The 18,378-nt window shown below is 37.1% G+C and carries 23 protein-coding genes; 2 read left to right on the top strand and 21 right to left on the bottom strand.

The genetic code is table 11. The annotated features are described in order from the left end of the window. Position 1: 1 nt before the first annotated feature. From xseB to nusB, 4 genes are all read right to left on the bottom strand, one after another. Positions 2–235, bottom strand: a complete 234-nt coding sequence (gene xseB, locus ACB089_RS09235) for an exodeoxyribonuclease VII small subunit (protein ID WP_053597070.1) — start codon at positions 233–235, stop codon at positions 2–4. A gap of 2 nt (positions 236–237) precedes the next feature. Continuing rightward, a complete protein-coding gene (xseA, locus tag ACB089_RS09230) occupies positions 238–1,590 on the bottom strand; it encodes an exodeoxyribonuclease VII large subunit (protein WP_374966147.1) in 1,353 nt (450 codons plus the stop codon). A gap of 505 nt (positions 1,591–2,095) precedes the next feature. Then, positions 2,096–2,962 carry a bifunctional methylenetetrahydrofolate dehydrogenase/methenyltetrahydrofolate cyclohydrolase FolD gene (gene folD / locus ACB089_RS09225; RefSeq protein WP_374966146.1) on the bottom strand — a complete coding sequence of 289 codons (867 nt, stop codon included), beginning with the start codon at positions 2,960–2,962 and terminating at the stop codon, positions 2,096–2,098. A 34-nt stretch (positions 2,963–2,996) separates the two neighbouring features. After that, the gene (nusB, locus tag ACB089_RS09220) at positions 2,997–3,377 is read right to left on the bottom strand and encodes a transcription antitermination factor NusB (protein ID WP_068984766.1); all 381 of its coding nucleotides are present in this window, start codon (positions 3,375–3,377) and stop codon (positions 2,997–2,999) included. A gap of 421 nt (positions 3,378–3,798) precedes the next feature. On the opposite strand from nusB, the gene ACB089_RS09215 reads away from it, so the two are divergent. Continuing rightward, positions 3,799–4,638 (top strand): MerR family transcriptional regulator, encoded by an 840-nt coding sequence (locus tag ACB089_RS09215; RefSeq protein ID WP_374966145.1) that lies wholly within the window; start codon positions 3,799–3,801, stop codon positions 4,636–4,638. A gap of 182 nt (positions 4,639–4,820) precedes the next feature. Further along, entirely contained in the window at positions 4,821–5,990 is a 1,170-nt protein-coding gene (locus tag ACB089_RS09210; protein WP_374966144.1) for an MFS transporter, read from the top strand. 90 nt (positions 5,991–6,080) lie between these two features. Here ACB089_RS09210 and ACB089_RS09205 read toward each other — a convergent pair whose 3' ends face one another. From ACB089_RS09205 to aroQ, 17 genes are all read right to left on the bottom strand, one after another. Next, on the bottom strand, positions 6,081–6,491 hold the full coding sequence (locus ACB089_RS09205) for an Asp23/Gls24 family envelope stress response protein (RefSeq protein WP_068984769.1): 411 nt from the start codon (positions 6,489–6,491) through the stop codon (positions 6,081–6,083). Positions 6,492–6,769: 278 nt separating this feature from the next. Continuing rightward, positions 6,770–8,209 (bottom strand): MDR family MFS transporter, encoded by a 1,440-nt coding sequence (locus ACB089_RS09200; protein WP_374966143.1) that lies wholly within the window; start codon positions 8,207–8,209, stop codon positions 6,770–6,772. Between the two features lie 508 nt (positions 8,210–8,717). Beyond that, a complete protein-coding gene (gene tlp / locus ACB089_RS09195; RefSeq protein WP_053595505.1) occupies positions 8,718–8,954 on the bottom strand; it encodes a small acid-soluble spore protein Tlp in 237 nt (78 codons plus the stop codon). A 312-nt stretch (positions 8,955–9,266) separates the two neighbouring features. Next, positions 9,267–9,449, bottom strand: a complete 183-nt coding sequence (locus ACB089_RS09190) for a hypothetical protein (RefSeq protein ID WP_068984771.1) — start codon at positions 9,447–9,449, stop codon at positions 9,267–9,269. 225 nt (positions 9,450–9,674) lie between these two features. Next, positions 9,675–9,887, bottom strand: coding sequence for a hypothetical protein (locus ACB089_RS09185; protein WP_374966142.1), 213 nt, complete (start codon positions 9,885–9,887; stop codon positions 9,675–9,677). Between the two features lie 94 nt (positions 9,888–9,981). Further along, a complete protein-coding gene (gene accC, locus ACB089_RS09180) occupies positions 9,982–11,340 on the bottom strand; it encodes an acetyl-CoA carboxylase biotin carboxylase subunit (protein WP_374966141.1) in 1,359 nt (452 codons plus the stop codon). A gap of 12 nt (positions 11,341–11,352) precedes the next feature. Next, positions 11,353–11,859 (bottom strand): acetyl-CoA carboxylase biotin carboxyl carrier protein, encoded by a 507-nt coding sequence (gene accB / locus ACB089_RS09175; protein WP_374966140.1) that lies wholly within the window; start codon positions 11,857–11,859, stop codon positions 11,353–11,355. A 199-nt stretch (positions 11,860–12,058) separates the two neighbouring features. Further along, positions 12,059–12,619 (bottom strand): SpoIIIAH-like family protein, encoded by a 561-nt coding sequence (locus ACB089_RS09170; RefSeq protein WP_068984775.1) that lies wholly within the window; start codon positions 12,617–12,619, stop codon positions 12,059–12,061. Continuing rightward, positions 12,620–13,039 carry a hypothetical protein gene (locus ACB089_RS09165; protein ID WP_368636652.1) on the bottom strand — a complete coding sequence of 140 codons (420 nt, stop codon included), beginning with the start codon at positions 13,037–13,039 and terminating at the stop codon, positions 12,620–12,622. A gap of 62 nt (positions 13,040–13,101) precedes the next feature. Continuing rightward, complete coding sequence (locus ACB089_RS09160; protein WP_368636651.1) at positions 13,102–13,245, bottom strand: hypothetical protein; 144 nt, start codon at positions 13,243–13,245, stop codon at positions 13,102–13,104. A 1-nt stretch (position 13,246) separates the two neighbouring features. Beyond that, entirely contained in the window at positions 13,247–14,158 is a 912-nt protein-coding gene (locus tag ACB089_RS09155; RefSeq protein ID WP_368636650.1) for a stage III sporulation protein AE, read from the bottom strand. 12 nt (positions 14,159–14,170) lie between these two features. Continuing rightward, a complete protein-coding gene (locus tag ACB089_RS09150; protein ID WP_368636649.1) occupies positions 14,171–14,548 on the bottom strand; it encodes a hypothetical protein in 378 nt (125 codons plus the stop codon). Positions 14,549–14,553: 5 nt separating this feature from the next. Further along, positions 14,554–14,763 (bottom strand): hypothetical protein, encoded by a 210-nt coding sequence (locus tag ACB089_RS09145; RefSeq protein WP_008179863.1) that lies wholly within the window; start codon positions 14,761–14,763, stop codon positions 14,554–14,556. A gap of 333 nt (positions 14,764–15,096) precedes the next feature. Continuing rightward, the gene (locus ACB089_RS09140) at positions 15,097–16,104 is read right to left on the bottom strand and encodes an NAD(P)H-dependent flavin oxidoreductase (protein WP_374966139.1); all 1,008 of its coding nucleotides are present in this window, start codon (positions 16,102–16,104) and stop codon (positions 15,097–15,099) included. A 197-nt stretch (positions 16,105–16,301) separates the two neighbouring features. Then, positions 16,302–16,859: an elongation factor P gene (gene efp, locus ACB089_RS09135; RefSeq protein WP_068984780.1), complete on the bottom strand. Its 558-nt coding sequence runs from the start codon at positions 16,857–16,859 to the stop codon at positions 16,302–16,304. Positions 16,860–16,876: 17 nt separating this feature from the next. Continuing rightward, positions 16,877–17,938 (bottom strand): Xaa-Pro peptidase family protein, encoded by a 1,062-nt coding sequence (locus ACB089_RS09130; protein ID WP_068984781.1) that lies wholly within the window; start codon positions 17,936–17,938, stop codon positions 16,877–16,879. A gap of 2 nt (positions 17,939–17,940) precedes the next feature. Beyond that, positions 17,941–18,375 carry a type II 3-dehydroquinate dehydratase gene (aroQ, locus tag ACB089_RS09125; protein ID WP_368636646.1) on the bottom strand — a complete coding sequence of 145 codons (435 nt, stop codon included), beginning with the start codon at positions 18,373–18,375 and terminating at the stop codon, positions 17,941–17,943. Positions 18,376–18,378 lie beyond the last annotated feature (3 nt).

Below are 18,378 nucleotides of genomic sequence, written 5' to 3'. Positions count from 1 at the left end.
CTTAGTTCTCTCCCTTTAGTGGATCAAATGCTGTAGTCTCACCTGTCTCTTGGACAATTGAAATTAATTGCTCCTCAGCATGTTGCAGCTTGCTATGGCAAAATTGTGATAGCTCCATTCCTTGTTTATATAAATCAATCGCGTTTTCCAATGGCACATCACCTTGCTCTAGCTGGCGGACAATTTCCTCAAGTGCCGTCATGGCTTCTGCGAATGTTTGTTGTTTCTCTGCCACAATTATTCCCCCTCATTATTTGGCAAAATCTTTACCACATCAGCAATAACCTTCCCATCATGGAAGGAAAGTGTTAATTGATCATGCGGCTTTACATCAGCGGATGATTTTAACATTTCATTATCTTTATAAGCTACCGTAAAGCCCCTTGTTAAAATAGCAAGTGGATTCAACGCTTCTAATGTTCTGACAGTTGCTTCAAATTGTTGTTTTTGCTTCGTTACATAATGTGTTGAAGCACGTGTCAATTGTTGGATGCGTGTTTCTAGCTCCCGTTGATAGAAAGTCAGTGCCTTTTTCGGTGAATGCTGCTCCACCGCACTATGTAATTGTTGGAGCTTTGCAGTTTTCTTCATCACATCAACTTGCATCGCTTTTTGTAACCCCGATTCAAGCTGTGCTAGCTTTTCCGTAAACGGTCGATATAGACGTTCTGGCATCGACAACGGATAAGATTGTTGGAGTTTATTTAGACGCTGCCGTTCAGCCATAAGTTGCGCCCTTACTATTTGATGGAGCTGTGATTTTTGTGTAAGTACACGCTGAAATAAATCCTGTTGATCTGGTACAGCCATTTCAGCGGCGGCTGTTGGTGTCGGTGCACGTAAATCAGCTACGTAATCAGCAATAGTTGTATCGGTTTCATGGCCCACCGCACTAATAATAGGTATTCGACTACCAAAAATAGCTCGCGCGACATTTTCCTCGTTAAAAGCCCATAAATCTTCTATCGATCCACCACCTCGCCCAACGATAAGAACATCACAATTTGCATCAATATTTGCTCGTTCAATATTATGAACAATGTTTGGCGCTGCTTGTGCTCCCTGTACAAGTGTTGGATAAATTACTATTTCAGCAAGTGGATAACGACGCTTTAACGTTGTACAAATATCCCGAATGGCTGCTCCTGTTGTTGATGTTAACACACCAATTTTTTCAGGAAACCTAGGAATCGGTTGTTTCCAGTCTGGTTTAAAAAGTCCTTCTTTTTGTAACTGCTCTTTCAGTTGGTTAAAGGCAACGAACAAGCTACCGATTCCATCTGGCTGCATTTCCTGTACATATAACTGATATGTACCATAGCCTTCGTAAACGTTTACATCTCCACGGATAAATACTTGCATACCTTCCTTTGGTTCAAACGCTAATTTCGTAGCTGCTGTTTTAAACATTGTAGCCGCAATTCGCGCTCCATCATCCTTTAAAGTAAAGTAGATATGCCCTGATTGATGAATCTTGACATTCGAAAGTTCTCCCTTTACGTAGACTTCACGTAAATGTGGATCAGCATCAAATTTTCGTTTAATATATTTCGTTAATGCTTTCACTGTTAAATAAGAAGCGGATGTCATTTTTTCGGCTCCTTTACTAAAATCAAGTTTTTCACAAAACTACAACTATCATAACATTTTTTATTGCACCTGACGTGCCAAAATGCAGTTTTTGCTAGAAAAAACGACTGTCTTTCATACTATTGAAAATCTTACTATAACATATCTATTGAATAGAGGCCTGATTAAAACTTCTTTAAGTTAATATGACTGCTTCTGAAACCAATTTAATTTAAAAATTTTTATATTTTTCGAAATAAGGCTCATCACATAACGTGTGGTATGAGCCCGAAATAAAACAAAGATTCACAAAGTTATGAGACCTTCATGTTGTTATTAATACTATTTTGTCAATGAAATTAAGATGTCATATTAAATAATATATAGATATCTCCGGCAAAATGAGGGGTTGATTTTACTTAACATGTATCTCCTGACATGATGCAAAAGTTCACAAATAGACAAATAAAAAAACCATCTCAATAAAAATTGAGATGGCTATTAGCAAACTTATGAGTCTTTCAAATTATTGCTTAACTTTACTCGCAAGCTTATTTTCTGCTGCTTGAACTGTGTTGAAAAGTAACATAGTAATTGTCATTGGTCCCACACCGCCTGGTACAGGTGTAATATGAGACGCAATTCCATCAACCTCACTATAGTTTACGTCACCGCAAAGCTTGTTGTTTTCGTCGCGATTCATGCCGACATCAATAACAACTGCTCCTTCTTTAACATGCTCTTTCGTAATAAATTTTGCACGTCCAATTGCTACAATTAATAGATCCGCTTGTTTTGTGAATGATGGTAAATCTGGTGTTCTCGAATGCGTATATGTAACCGTTGCATCCTTTTGCAGTAGAAGTTGTCCCATTGGTTTGCCAACGATATGACTACGTCCTACAATGACAGCATGTTTTCCCGAGATATCAATCCCTGAATACTCAAGAAGCTTCATCACTCCAAACGGCGTACAAGGTAAAAATGTTTCTTGACCAAGCATCATTTTCCCAACACTTACTGGTGAGAAGCCATCTACATCTTTTTCAACAGCGATTGTAGCAATAACAGTATCCTCATCAATATGTTTTGGGAGTGGTAATTGTACTAAAATACCATGAATATCTTCGCGATTATTTAATAATTCAATTTGTGCTAATAATTCTTCCTGTGTCGTTTCTTCTGCTAGTTTGATCAGCTCTGAAAACATACCAATGGCTTCACAAGATTTTTGTTTATTTCTCACATATGTAGCTGAGGCTTGGTTGTCTCCTACTAAAACAACCGCTAAGCCTGGTGTTAAGCCTTGCTCTTTTAAACGCGCTACTCGCTCTGCTACTGAATTACGAATTTCTTGACCAATTTCTTTACCATTAATAATTGCACTTGACATAAACCTTAGTTACTCCTTCCAATTCCACACATTTTTATTGTTCTGTAAATTTAGAAAGTACGCCATTAACAAATTTTGACGAACTTTCGTCTCCAAATGTTTTGCATAACTCGATTGCTTCATTAAGTACTACTCTTTTTGGTGTTTCTGGCATGTATAATAGCTCGTATACAGCTAGGCGTAAAACCGTTCTTTCAATTTTAGGTAGACGGGCAAGTGACCACTTTTCAAGATGCTGTTCTAAAGTAGCATCGATTTCCTCCAAATGTTCAGCTGTTCCAGTAACAATCTTTTCGTAGAAGACATTTGTCGGTTGACCTTTAATATGCCCCATTGCTTCTTCGACTGTTAGATCGGTATTGTCTAGCTGAAACAAAACTTGCAACGCTTTTTCGCGTGCCTCATGTCGTTTCATGTAAAGCTCTCCTTCTTAAGTGGCATTAAGGTTTATAATAGCATAAATTCGTACAAGAAACACGAATTCAAGCAAGTTTTCAATAATCTGAAACCTTTTTCAAGCAACTTTGTGCTTATTTTAACACCGAACAATCAACTTTATGAGGTTTAATGTTAAAAATGATCATCCACCAATATTGTTTAAATACCAAAAATGTTATAATGAAGGAAATAAAATTTCATCTTCTGAGGTGTTCATGATGCATTTTGAAGTTCAATGCACAAGCTGTAAAAGAGCATTCAAATTATATGAAGGCGAGGAGCAATAAAAGCAATAGAAAGAGCGTAAATCCCGTCTATTTTATTACGAGAATCGTAAACATAAAATACGCTTTGATGCCATACGAAATTTCTTTAGCCATTACTAGTGGAGGCAATTTATGAAAGAACATTATTATACAATTGGTGAAGTTGCCAAGCTCTCTAATTTATCAGTGCAGACCTTGCGATACTATGACCAAATTGATTTATTTAAACCAGCATATATCGATACTTTGACGAATTATCGATATTATCAAGATAACCAAATCTTTTATTTAGATATTATAAAATCTCTTAAGTATATTGGGATAGCCCTTGAAGATATAAAAAAGGCACTCGGATTAACTTCGGGAGAATTGCTAAGTTTTTTAGAGCAACAGGAACAACGTATAGAGGAAAAAATTTCACGTTTAAATGAAGCAAAATATACTTTGCATAAAACAAAAAATCAACTACAAGAGCAGATTGATATCCCTGTCTTCGGAGAGGTTTACGTTCAAGTAGAAGAAGAAATGTCCATTCTACAAGTGACTACTACAGAACTTACACCTATTTCTAACACGAATACTCACTATGCTACACTAATAAAAATCATTGAAAACGAAGGAAGTGTCTTAAATAGTCGTTACGGTTGTATTTATCCAATAGCCCCGTATTCAGATGTTAGTGACATTATTTATGATGCTATCTTTACACCGCTACTAACTGAGCGTACATTTTCTCAGCTTTCTCCAAATGTTAAGCAAACCATTAAACCGGCAGGCAAATATGCATGTATTGCCTTTATCTATCATCCTGATACATATTTTTCATTTTATGAAAAACTAAGAAAACACGTAGAGGTACAACAAAAAACCTTTGAGTCAAAAGTATATGAACTCTACATGCCAGCGACATTAACTTCTGAGCATGAAAAGAAGTTTATTGTTGAATTAAAAGTTAGACAACAAACTCTCTAATCTAACCGTGCCCTCGCATAAAATTAATTGTATTAACTTGTATAACTGTTCATCGAACCTTCCAAACTGATAAAAAACGAATAAAATTAAAACAAATCTTTTGACCCTATAGTTACTATAGGGTTTATTGTATTACGTGGAAATATTCTAGTAGATTTAAGTGAAGTTTGAAGGAGAAATGTATGAGTAAGAAACAAAATTTAACATTATCTATTTTATTATCTAATCTTTTCATTGCTTTTTTAGGTATTGGATTAGTGATCCCTGTGTTACCAACTATTATGAATGAGCTAAATATTTCAGGCTCTGTTGTTGGTTATATGGTTGCAGCATTTGCCATCACACAACTTATTGTATCCCCAATTGCAGGTAAGCTCGTAGATAAAATCGGCCGCAAAATTATGATTGTTGTTGGTCTTTTTATTTTTGGCCTTTCAGAACTGTTATTTGGTTTTGGTGGCTCTGTTGAAGTACTTTTTATTTCACGTATGCTAGGCGGTGTGAGTGCTGCCTTTATCATGCCAGCAGTGACTGCATATATTGCTGATATTACTACTTTGTCACAACGTCCAAAAGCACTGGGCTATATGAGTGCAGCGATTAGTACTGGTTTTATTATCGGCCCTGGAATCGGTGGATTTTTGGCAGAATTCGGAACACGCATACCATTTTACTCCGCTGGTATACTTGGATTTTTTGCAGCTATCTTTTCAATTGTATTGTTAAAAGAACCGACACGTGCTTCAGATGATGAAGAGTCTGCACCATCAATGTTAGGCAGTATGAAGCGTATTTTCAGCCCACTATACCTTATTCCATTCGTACTTATTTTCGTACTGTCGTTTGGTTTAGCTGCATTTGAGTCGTTATTTAGTCTATTTGTAGATCATAAATTTGCCTTTACGCCTTCAGATATCGCAATTATTATTACTGGAAGTGGAATAGTCGGGGCCCTTGCTCAACTATTGCTATTCGATGGGCTTATTAAGAAAATGGGCGAAATCAATCTGATCCGTGTATCTCTCGTCCTATCTGCTGTTCTAACCTTTGCTATGACATTCGTTAGCCACTATTTCGCGATATTATTTGTCACATTCTTTATTTTCGTCGGCTTCGATTTAATACGTCCAGCCGTTACCTCTTATTTATCAAAAATCGCTGGTAATGAACAAGGATTCGTTGGTGGTATGAACTCTATGTTCACAAGTCTAGGTAATATATTTGGACCTATTTTAGGCGGGATATTGTTTGATATTAATTTAAACTATCCTTACTACTTTGCGACAATCGTTTTAGCACTTGGCGTTATACTTGCTTTGTTCTGGAAAAAGCCAAAGCATATTGAAATCTAATAAAGTAGCGATACTGTTCACTACTGATTAAATAAAAAAACAGGGATTGCCTTTCGATGAATACATCATCATACAGGCAACCCCTTTTTTTTATTCTTGTACTGCTACCTCATCTTTTTCAAAGTGAATACCTGTAATGTGGACATTCACCTCTGCTGTTTCAAGAGCTGACATATTAAAAATAGCTTGGCGGATTTGAGTTTGCACTTCCTTCGCTACTTTTGGAATAGCAAAGCCATATTTCACAGAGCAAAATACATCAATCGAAATTTCACCAGTTTCAGTGACACCAGATTTAATGCCTTTATTGTGTACCTTTTTACCGAAGCGTTCTACTACGCCCGTTGCAATATTACCACGAGTTGCAGCAATTCCTTCCACTTCGTTCACTGCGATTCCCGCAACAACTTCAATTACTTCTGCTGCTACTTCAATTTTCCCAAGTTCTTCTTTTCCAGAAGGTGTTGGTTGTACGAAAGATTGTCCTACTTTCTCTGCCATACAAATATCATCCTTTCCCTTACACATCACAAACAAATGCTGTACTTACGCTTATTATACTATAAAAAGGAAAGTTTGGCTTCGTAAAGCCGCTTTAATTTATTTAGGACAGGTTTATGTCGATAAATATAAAAAGTTGGGCGATAAATCCAAAATTTTATTCGTTACATTATCAAAGTTTATCGATAAAAATAAAAAGCGAAAAAAATTGTAGATAAAATAATAAAAATAAACTATGAAGAAAAATCTTCACAGCTTATTTTTATATTAATTATTTTTTATTGTTCACTAGTTTGTGTGGATGGCTTTAAAAAGAACCAAACAATTACTAAAGTTACTAATGCTAATATAAAAGTACCCATATATATGAAATGTACACTTGAAGCTAATGCCTCTTGTGATTTGGTTACAACGTTTGCTGTAGTTGCTTCATGTCCACCAGAAGATACAAGATCAAGGTTTTTAATACCCTGTGCATGAATCATCGTGTTGAAAATCGCCCCGAAAACTGCAGCTCCTAATGTTTGACTAAACGTATTGATAAATGTATTTAAGCCAATTGCTGTCCCGCGCGTATGAGCAGGAACAGCTGCTTGAATTGTTACCATGTAGATAGGTGTAACAAGCCCCATTCCTAAGCCTAATAATCCAACTGCAACATAAATAAGGAATGCTGGTGAATCTATTGACAATGTAAATAATGAAAAGGCAGCAACTGAATTAACACTAGTTCCAAGTAGAATGATTTGTTTCGTATTTAAGTTACCAATTAATTTACCAGAAAAAATAGTGCCAAATGTCCACATAACAGGAAGTGGCATTAAAATGAGTCCGGCGTCTGTCGCATTTTTTCCTAATACACCTTGGCTCCAAATTGGAAGATACATTGTAATACTAATAAGCATTGCACCAGAAATAAGAGTTAGTATATTTATAATAGATAATGTACGGTTAGAGAAAAGTGCTAGCGGAATTAATGGTTCTGGCGATTTTTTCTCAATGAATAAGAAAATAATGAATGAAACAGCTGCAAAGATGAAGAGGCCTATAATTGTCATGTCCCCCCAGTTGTGCTTACTGCTACCTGTTAATAACGCATAAAGTAAAGCGATTGTACTTAATGAGAATACTGTTGCACCAAGATAGTCGATATGATGCTTAGCAGGCTTAATAGATTCTTTATAATAAATTACAATCATTAAACAAGCGATAATTCCAAATGGAATGTTTAAGAAGAAGATGTAGCGCCAAGAAAGAGAATCAACTAAAAATCCGCCAACTAATGGTCCGATAACACCAGAGACGCCCCAAACAGCACTAATCAAGCCCTGTGCTTTTGCACGGTCTTTCACTTCGCTATATAAGTCACCGATGATTGTCATTGTTATTGGCATAATAGCACCAGCACCTAGACCTTGAAGGGCACGAAAGACAATGAGCTGTTCCATCGATGTAACGACACCGCAAAGTGCAGAGCCGACTAAAAATATTGTAGCTCCGATCAGTAAAACTTTTTTACGACCGAATAAATCAGCCAATTTCCCGTATATTGGAGTCGAAACAGCTGCGGCAAGCATATAAATTGCATATACCCAACTAACAAGTTCGACGCCTGACAAATCACTCGTTATACGGGGGATTGCTGTACTGATAATTGTTCCTTCTACAGCAGAAAGAAATGTCATTAACATTAATGATAAAATAACTTTTTTTCTCATATTTTCCCCTTCACTTTTATCTAGTTAAAATTATAATTTATAACTATGTATTTTTTATTATCTAACAACTATTAACTGTGTATCTTCTAAAACGAGGAACAAGCCATCCATCCCCCATTGGAAGTTCATCATGATACGACCGCATATTTACAAAAATAACCCTCTTGATAATAGTTCAATATAGTACTCCACAAGACAAACATAAATTTTAACACAAATATCCATTAAAAAACCACCTCAAAAATAATTAAAGAGGTGATTTTTATCAAACTTTATTACAAATTATCATTCTTTATTATAAACGATCAATCTTTTTTACAAAGGCCACATCACAAATGTTTAGTGACAAAAAGTCTGGTACTACAATTTTTTGAAAACCGCTTTCTTACGTTATGCAAAAACATTCGCGAAAAAGAAGCTAGTGGTTTAACAGTTGTACTAATACTTATTGAACCTTAAGGATAGATATTTATCTCTGCATAAATCTCCATCTTTTGAAAGTCAAGTTCTACACTTCTCCTTTTTTACGTGCTGCCATTTCATCTTTCATTTCTTCTTTTAATCCTTCAATTGACTTTTGACGTCGCTTATTTTTTTCTTTAATCATTTCACTTTGCATAGGGTCTGCAAATTCCAAACTAATTTCCGCTTCATGGAGTTTTTCTTCAGTGTTCTTAACGATATCACGAATTCGTTCAACGTTATTGGATCTATCATCTGGTTTCGAATGTCTTGAATTAGCCATGGTAACCTCCTAAAATTTCGACGTTAAAATTAGTTTGTATTTTTTTTATGTTTATATGTACACTAATTTTTACTAAGAAAAGTGCTTTTGCCCTTTTAAGCATTGGAGAAAGACTTATTTTGCCTCCTACTTTGTATACCCGAACGAAAAACCAGTTTCGGACATGTTTCGGAAAATTTCTTCCTTTACTATACATAGGGGAGTAAAATTAGAAATCGATATCGCTTTTTATAAAATTTTCGTTCTACTATATACTGCACACTAAAACGATAGATTTTGGGACAACTTTTAGGAAAAATTTATTCCTCCTCATTAAATTGCGTTCATTATTAATTCCATTTCAGACACTGCATAAATAACGTTCTGCACCGTTAAGGCGTCTCCCATGAATACGTACAAAGCGCCTTGACCTTCGCTGTAATATACATCAGTTTTACGTCCAGTCTGCTCGAGTATCTTCCGTTGAATATCTAAGATGCCTATTGTGATGTTCACTTCGTTCAATCCTCCTTATAATTCCGTTTGGTTTAGCGTCAAAACGCTTTAGATGGTAATTACACCAACTTATGATTTAAAACCGTTTTTAGCAACGGCTATAGAGGTGAAATGAAGGCGCTATGCTTTACTCTTCCGAAACCCGACGAGAACTTTTGATAAGGAGATAAAGAAAAACGGCTACGCTGCAAAGTAACCGTTTTATAATCGCAGTTGGCGCTACGATTATGATACTAGTCGCTTGTTGGCGCAAGCTCTAGCGACTATTTGCCGATTCTGTTGGCGAAGGATCAGCATTGTATATGACTCTACTAGTTGAGCGTTTAACTCTTGGCAATGGATCTTTAATTGCGATAGCTGAGCGTCAAAATTAAGATTAATTTCGCCTTTCATATCTTTTAAATCAAATAAGCATGAACGCTGATTAATTTTAGACAAATAAAAAACCTCCTGACTAATAAAAGTCAGAAGGTATAAGAAATAGACGTTAGCGTTCTATTCCGTATTCTATTCCGTTGTTAACGAATACGTCTTACTTGCTTGTCCCCAAAACATCATTCTCTTCAAGGAACTTCGTATTGAATTGCGCTGATTTGAAAACGTCATTGTTCATCAATGCTTGGTGGAATGGAATTGTTGTATTGATACCAGGACCAGATACTTCAAATTCGCTAAGCGCACGATTCATTTTCGCAATCGCTTCTTCACGTGTATTGGCATGAACAATTAGTTTAGCAACCATTGAATCATAGTATGGAGGGATTGTATAGCCTGCGTAAACAGCAGAGTCAATACGTACACCATAGCCACCTGGAGTTACGTAAGTATCTACAGTACCCGCTGATGGCATGAAGTTTTTATAAGCATTTTCTGCGTTAATACGGCATTCAATAGCCCATCCGTTTAATTTAATATCATCTTGAGTGAAAGGAAGTTTTTCACCAGATGCAATTTTTAATTGTTGTTGTACAAGATCTACACCAGAAATCATTTCAGTTACTGGGTGTTCTACTTGGATACGAGTATTCATTTCCATGAAGTAGAATTTATCTTCTCGATAGTCATAAATAAACTCGATTGTTCCAGCACCTTCATAGTTACAAGCTTCTGCAGCTTTAACAGCAGCTGCACCCATTTCAGCACGGCGCTCAGAAGATAGCGCTGGAGATGGAGCTTCCTCTACTAATTTCTGCATACGGCGTTGAACTGTACAGTCACGTTCACCTAAATGTACAACGTTACCATGGCCATCCGCTAATACTTGGATCTCACAGTGACGGAAGTACTCGATGAATTTTTCTAAATATACGCCCGGGTTACCGAATGCTGCAGCAGCCTCTTTTTGCGTAATTTCAATGCCTTTTACAAGGTCTTCTTCTGTACGAGCTACACGGATACCTTTACCGCCACCACCAGCAGTTGCTTTGATGATCACTGGATAACCAATTTTAGCAGCCCATTCTTTACCTGTTTCGATATCTGGAACAATACCAGTACCCGGAACAAGTGGAACACCTGCTGCTTCCATTGTTGTACGTGCAACGTCTTTAATACCCATAATTTTAATAGAATCAGATGAAGGTCCAATGAACTTAATGCCTGCGTTTTCACAAGCCTCAGCGAAGTCAGCGTTTTCAGATACAAAGCCGTAACCAGGGTGGATACCGTCTGCACCAGTTTTTTCTGCTACGCTAAGTAAAGCCGGGAAGCTAAGATATGAATCTTTTGATAGCTTTGGCCCGATGCAGTATGCTTCGTCTGCTAATTTCACATGTAATGCGTCTGCGTCTGCTTCTGAGAATACGGCAACAGATTGAATACCTAACTCTTTACAGGCGCGAATAATACGCACAGCGATTTCGCCGCGGTTTGCAATTAATACTTTTTTCATGGTTTGCACTCCTTACTCAGCTTTTACAAGGAATAATGGTTGACCGTATTCTACTAATTCACCGTCTTTAACAAGTACTTCAACGATTTCCCCTTGAACTTCTGCTTCAATTTCGTTGAATAGTTTCATAGCTTCTACGATACATACAATTGTTTCATTACCAACTTTGTCCCCCATTTTAACGTAAGCTGGTAAATCTGGGCTTGGAGACTGATAAAAAGTACCAACCATCGGCGACACAATTTTATGTAACGATGGGTCGTTATTTGCTGGCGCTGCAGCTGTAGCTGGTGCTTCTTCAGCTTTTGCTGGCGCTGCCACTGGTGCAACAGGTGCTGCTGGTGCAGATTGTTGTACAACAGGTGCTGCTACTTCTTTTTTAGGTGCTACAGTTTCAGTAACAACAACACCATTCTTTTTTAACTTAACTTTTGCGCCATCTACTTCATAAACGAACTCGTCAATTGAAGAAGAATCTACCAATTTAATGATTTCACGAATTTCTTGAATTTTGAACATTTCTAACTCTCCTTATGAAATAAAATCTACTACAAGCACTATTTTATATTTATTTGAAACAATTTGAAATAGTTTAATGAAAATTAAGTAAATATGCACAAAATAAAAGGCTTTCCTTTACTAAACGAAAGCCTTTTCATTACGCTGATATATAACAATGTTATTAAATAAACAGAATCTTCATCTTTTTCTTTATCTTTTAATAGTTATTATTTGCACTGAATTTTACTTGGACGTCATTTGCGCCTTCCATCTCTGTTCTTACCAAATAAATAATTTCATTTGCTTGAGATTTTGATAGCTCCTCCGCCATAACCGTTACGGATACCTTATCGCCATCAGCTTTTACAAAGGCATCTGAGTAACCTAAAGATTTAATAAGCATTTCTAGCATTGCTTCTGCGGATTCTTGTTTAATAAGACTATCCATGTCATTATAGGCCTTATTTTTTTCTTCAGCTGAGGCTTCTTGTGAACCGATTTTCTGCGTTAATTGTTGACGAAGCTGGCTTCTTTCATCACTAACTTGCATGCGCATTTCTTCAAATAAGTGACTTGGAGAAGATACTTCCTTCGTCTCACCCTCTTTTGTTGCTTCTTGATCTGTCACACCCGTTACCGCAGTTTGCTGTAATGTATCATCTGTGAAAATAGTAAGTCCATTAAATTGTTTTGCTGGATCAACCAAATAATACACTGAAATAACCGCTACTAGACTTAATAATGTCATAAACCAAACTGTTCTTCTACGTACGCGCATTTACTTTTCCTCCTTATTTTCCATTGGAACGATAATAATTCGATGAATCGGCAATTGCATTACTTGACTAACGACAGCACGAATTTCATTTTTTACAAAGATATCTGATGCTCCTTCTGAAACAATTAACATCCCTGTTACCTCTTTCGTGCTTTGTTCAGTTCCTCGAAAATATTGACTGAATAGTTTGTTCTCATCCTTTTCTTCTGTCATCTCTCCGTAATAAAAATATACTTTGACCTCCCCAACACCTTGCATAGCCTTAAGTGTCTGCTCAAGTTTCACTTCATTGGTCACCGGTGTTTCTTGCTCATTCATTGAATTCGTTTGATACATTGGTAAAATGATAAAAATTCCCATGGAGGCAGCAATAAGCACTAAGATTAAAAATGACGTTGTTTTTTTTCGTGTCTTTTCCACATCACTTGTACATTGCCTCCTTTCATCTTCTCTTTTTCAAGTGTATGTACGCTTGTTTCCTCCTATGAATTGATAAATGGAATCTTTAATAGCAATTGCAAAAATAGTAACGTAATGACAAGCTTTGTGAGTGAAATTATTTCTTTATCATCTGTTAGAAACACAAATATCTGACAGATAAAGAGCATTGCCACTAAAAGAATCAATTTATCTCCCCCCGGCCATAACTTGTACAAAAACGATGAGGAAAAAACAAGTAAACATAAATGAAAAAGCAATTAGAAATGATACAGCACATAATGTAAATAGAGATTTACTAACATGATCTAGTAGTCTACAAATATCATCGAAGGCAACTGGTTCTAAAATAGCAGCTAACAGTTTCAATGAATACGCACTGACAACAAGCTGAACTGTTGGAATGAACGCCACTGTAATTACAGCTATAAACGCAGTAATACTACTAACAGAAGAAGTAAATTGCGTCATATGCTGAAACATCGAAAAACTATCCACTATAAAGGAACCAACAACCGGAATATTTTCCTCTATTAATTTCTTCACAGGCTCTGCAACAGCTGCGTTGACACTAAAGGCCACAACACCACTTGCTGACATTAAGATGATGTAACAAATAACAGATGCAGAGACGACACTCATAATCGTAAAACGAATCAATTCTGCAATTCTCGTAAACGAAATTTCTTTGACAATAACACTGCAAACATCAAAAACAATGGCAAAAAGCACTCCTGGAATAAGCCACTTACTACTAATAATCGTTAAGACTTGTACGAAGAATAGTAAAAAGGGCTGCCAAGAGGCAATGGCTGTAATACTGCTTGATAAAAGAAAACTTGAGGTAAGAATGGGGTAAAATGCAGTGAATATATGGGCCAGTCCCTGTGCTATTTTGTCAATCAAATTAAATGAATCCACAACGACAGGTCCTATTGTTGCAAGTACAATAAGAAAAAAAAGTAATCTTGTCCCTTTTTCAAATTCTGGTAATATCATATTGACAATCAAAATAATGATGACGTAGCCACATAAAATAAGTGTCATCTTTAGCAATAGAAAGAATGGATCAATTAAAAACGAAAATATTTGCTCTAGCAATGTCTTCGCCCCTTAGTTTAGCCGTTGTAAAATGGCCGACACCTCCTGTAAGACAGCCAAAAATTCCTTAAACCAATATCCCAAAATGACAATCTTGACCCCATCATTGACAATGTTCCCGAGTACTTTATAGTTTTGTTCTATAAGTAACATAGACACCCACTGCCCAATATAAAAAAGGCTGGCACTCACCACAACGGCTTTTGCATAAGGCAGGAAAGCTAACGTCTCAAGCAATTGCTTGATGAATGGCAAGAGGAGTGCCGAGAACAACATACTGAACAGCAAAAACGAAAACATCACACTAATTAGCGCATGGAGTGGCTGTATGACTTCTTTTATAAGCAATAATAAAAGCAGCATGACAACAGCTAAGATGACAATTTCCATTTACACTACCCGGAAGAGGTCAGCCATTGGAAGAATGTAAGGATTTCAGTGAAAAATAGACGCAAAAATCGCAGTAATTCCGCTGTCATATATAAGTAGGCAATGAAAAAAAGGAAAAATGAAAATTCTTTTTTTCCTGTTTGATCAAAGAAAACATGAAGAAGCGCAACTACTAGTCCCACTCCAGCGACCCTTAATACGTCTTGTAATTCCATTCATACGCCCCCTCGTGTACAGCAATATATGTTGCAAGCAAAAAAAAAGACCTCCATACATATGTATAGAGATCTAAGATATTTATGAATTAAAGTAACAGGTGTATTGATTAACCATTTTTATCCACGCTAACAAAATTTGAAGGCTCTGATTTCCGCTACAGGCTACTCGCTTTCCCGCGGGAAGCTTTGCCTGCGACGAAAGCGAAGCGACAGGAGCACTCGAGTAGCCCTACGCTACAATCAGTTAAAAATGGGAATGTACTAGCAAAATAGCAACAATACATCCTTTTATCACTCAATAATAAACCTATTTTTCCTTAATCACGCCTGTTAAAGTAATTTTTCCACGATGCTTTTCACGGAGCCAGTTTGTTTCACTAAATAGCTATTTTCGCCCATCCACATTGATAAAAATTCAGCATTTCCTTGTTTTGCACTTTCTTTACGAATAGTTGTAGTTAAATCATTTTGCAATGGATATGGTGCCACAACAGCATCCTTCATACGTTCCGTAAAAGCATTCGCTAAGCCTCTTGCTGGTTTACCCGAAAAAGCACGAGTAACGGTCGTCTGCTGTGCTTGTGATTGAAGCACGGCATTTTTATAAAGCGGGGAAATTTCACACTCATCTGCCACTAATAAAGCTGTACCAATTTGAACTGCCTGTGCACCTATTGCTAATGCTTGTTCGACAGCTTCTTTTGTGACAATACCTCCTGCTGCGATAATCGGAATGGAAATTTGTCCTATTACCTGCTGCAGTAAATCGTGCAAATGGATGAATTGCATCGGTTCAGTGAAGGAACCACGATGACCACCAGCCTCACCACCCTGAAGGACAACAGCATGCATTCCCGCTTGTTCTACACGCTTCGCTTCCTCTAATGTAGTAGCTGTGCCAATAACATAAACGTCATTGTCCTGTAAGCGCTGAATGACATCTGCTGAAGGAATGCCAAATGTAAAGGAACAAATAGCTACATTTTCATCAAGAACGGCTTGTACTTGTCCTTCAAATACTTCCTTGGACATCACACTTTGCACAGGCGAAAGGCCAAGCTCGTCGTAAAACGGTTGTAAAGCCATTCGAGCCTTCTGAAGAACATCAATATCAATACGTGGCTCTTCCTGTACAAATAAGTTTACTGCAAACGGTTTTTTCGTTAGCTGTTTAACTTCCTGAATAAAGCTTTTCGTTTGTTCCCCATCTAAATAACCCGCTCCAATCGAACCTAAAATACCTGCCTCTGCGCAGGCAGCAACAAATTTTGGCGATGTAACACCAGCCATTGGTGCTTGAATCATTGGGGTTGGTATTTCAAAAATTGTTTGTAGCATAACATTCACTCCTTACTTTTATTGTAAACGTTTCTTCCATATATGACCATCATGCAAATAAAAAAATCTTCTCTTCGTGACTTTCTATCTATCCATTGCTTCGGTAATTCTATCCGTCGCTTTGGCTCTTCTATCATTATATGTATAAAAAAACCTACCCTTTTGTTAGAAAAGAGTAGGTTGCATGTTGTTATTCATTACGCACGAGAAACGTAAGAAGCTTCTTCTGTATTGATGATTAATTTGTCACCTTGGTTAACGAAGAATGGTACTTGTACAATAAGACCTGTTTCAAGAGTTGCAGGTTTTGTACCACCAGAAGCTGTATCACCTTTAATACCAGGCTCAGTTTCTGCTACTTCTAGCTCAACAGTGTTTGGTAATTCAATACCTAGCATTTCACTTTGGTATGATTGAATATGCACTTCCATGTTTTCTTTTAAGAATTTTAATTCATATTCAATTGCAGCTGAAGCAAGTTCAGTTTGCTCATATGATTCTAGATCCATGAAAACATGCTCGTCACCTTGTGCATAAAGGTATTGCATTTTACGGTTATCAATTTGTGCTTTTTCAACTTTCTCACCTGCACGGAAAGTTTTTTCATTTACTGAACCGTTACGTAGATTACGTAATTTAGAACGTACGAACGCAGCACCTTTACCTGGTTTAACGTGTTGGAAATCTAACACGCGGTATAATTGGCCATCAACAATAATTGTTAGACCTGTACGGAAATCGTTTACTGAAATCATTTGTGTTCCTCCATAGATTATAAAATAATGAGTTCTTTTGACGAATGCGTTAGTAGTTCATTACCTGTCTCTGTGATTAAAATATCGTCCTCGATACGTACACCACCGATACCTGGTAAATAAACTCCTGGTTCAATCGTTACGGCCATACCTGGCTCTAGTACCGTATTTGAACGCATCGATAAGCCAGGGCCTTCATGTACTTCAAGACCAATCCCGTGTCCTAACGAATGACCAAATGCCTCGCCATAGCCTTTTTCTTTTAAGTAGTCACGTGCAATCGCATCTGCTTGAACCCCTGTTAATCCAGGACCTACTTTTTCAAGTGCTAGAAGCTGGGAAGCAAGTACTGCGTTGTACATATCCACTAATTTTTCAGATGGTTCGCCAACTGCCACAGTACGTGTAATATCCGAGATATAGCCATTGTACAGCGCTCCAAAGTCTAATGTGACAAAGTCGCCTTTTTCAATCACTTTATTCGTTGCAACGCCATGTGGTAGCGCCGAGCGAAGACCAGACGCAACAATTGTATCAAATGAGGACTGAGTTGCTCCTTGTTTACGCATGAAGAATTCTAATTCATTCGAAACTTCAAGCTCTGTTTTACCTGGCTTGATGAAGTCTAAAATATGTGTAAATGCGTGATCAGCAATTTCACACGCAACCTTAATAATATTAATCTCTTGTTGCGTCTTAATCAAGCGAATTTTTTCAATTAGCCCAGAAATCGGTACTAAATCAGCTTGAATTATATTTTTATAAAGCTCATATGTGCCATAGCTAACAGTATCTTTCTCAAAGCCCAATAATTTGATACCCATGTTATTTACTTGCGTTCCAATTTCTTCAAGGATTGTTGCCTCATGCTGTACAATTCGGAAGTCCTGTACTTGTGCAGCAGCTTGCTCTGTATAACGAAAATCCGTGATAAACACAGCATCATTTTGAGACACAATCGCTACGCCCGCTGTTCCTGTAAAACCAGTCATATAACGACGATTATACCCGTTCGTAATTAAAATGCCATCGATATTTTGTTCTTGAAGTGCCTTACGTAGCTTTTGCAATTTCAACATAATCAATTCTCCCTCTCGATAAATGTGCGTAGTGCCAGTTCATAGCCTTTCGTACCCAGTCCACAGATTTGACCAAGGCATGCCGGAGCAAGATAGGAATGATGACGAAAAGCCTCACGTTTGTGGATATTTGAAATATGTACTTCTATAACCGGCACAGAAATCCCTGCAATCGCGTCATGTAACGCTATGCTTGTATGGGTATATGCACCGGGATTAAAGATAATACCATCATATTTTTCGTCTTCTGCTTCATGCATCCAATCAACAAGTACTCCCTCATGATTAGATTGACGAAACTCGACAGTGGCACCTAAAGACGCCGCAAGATTCTGAACATTTTTTTTCACATCTTCTAATGTTTCATAACCATAAATATGTGGCTCTCGTTTACCTAGTCGATTTAAATTAGGTCCATTCAAACATAATAACTTCACGCA

Origin of the sequence: Lysinibacillus sp. RS10 (assembly GCF_041956855.1) — a bacterium.
Classification (GTDB): Bacteria; Bacillota; Bacilli; order Bacillales_A; family Planococcaceae; genus Lysinibacillus; species Lysinibacillus xylanilyticus_A.
This window is presented reverse-complemented; position numbering and strand designations above follow the sequence as displayed.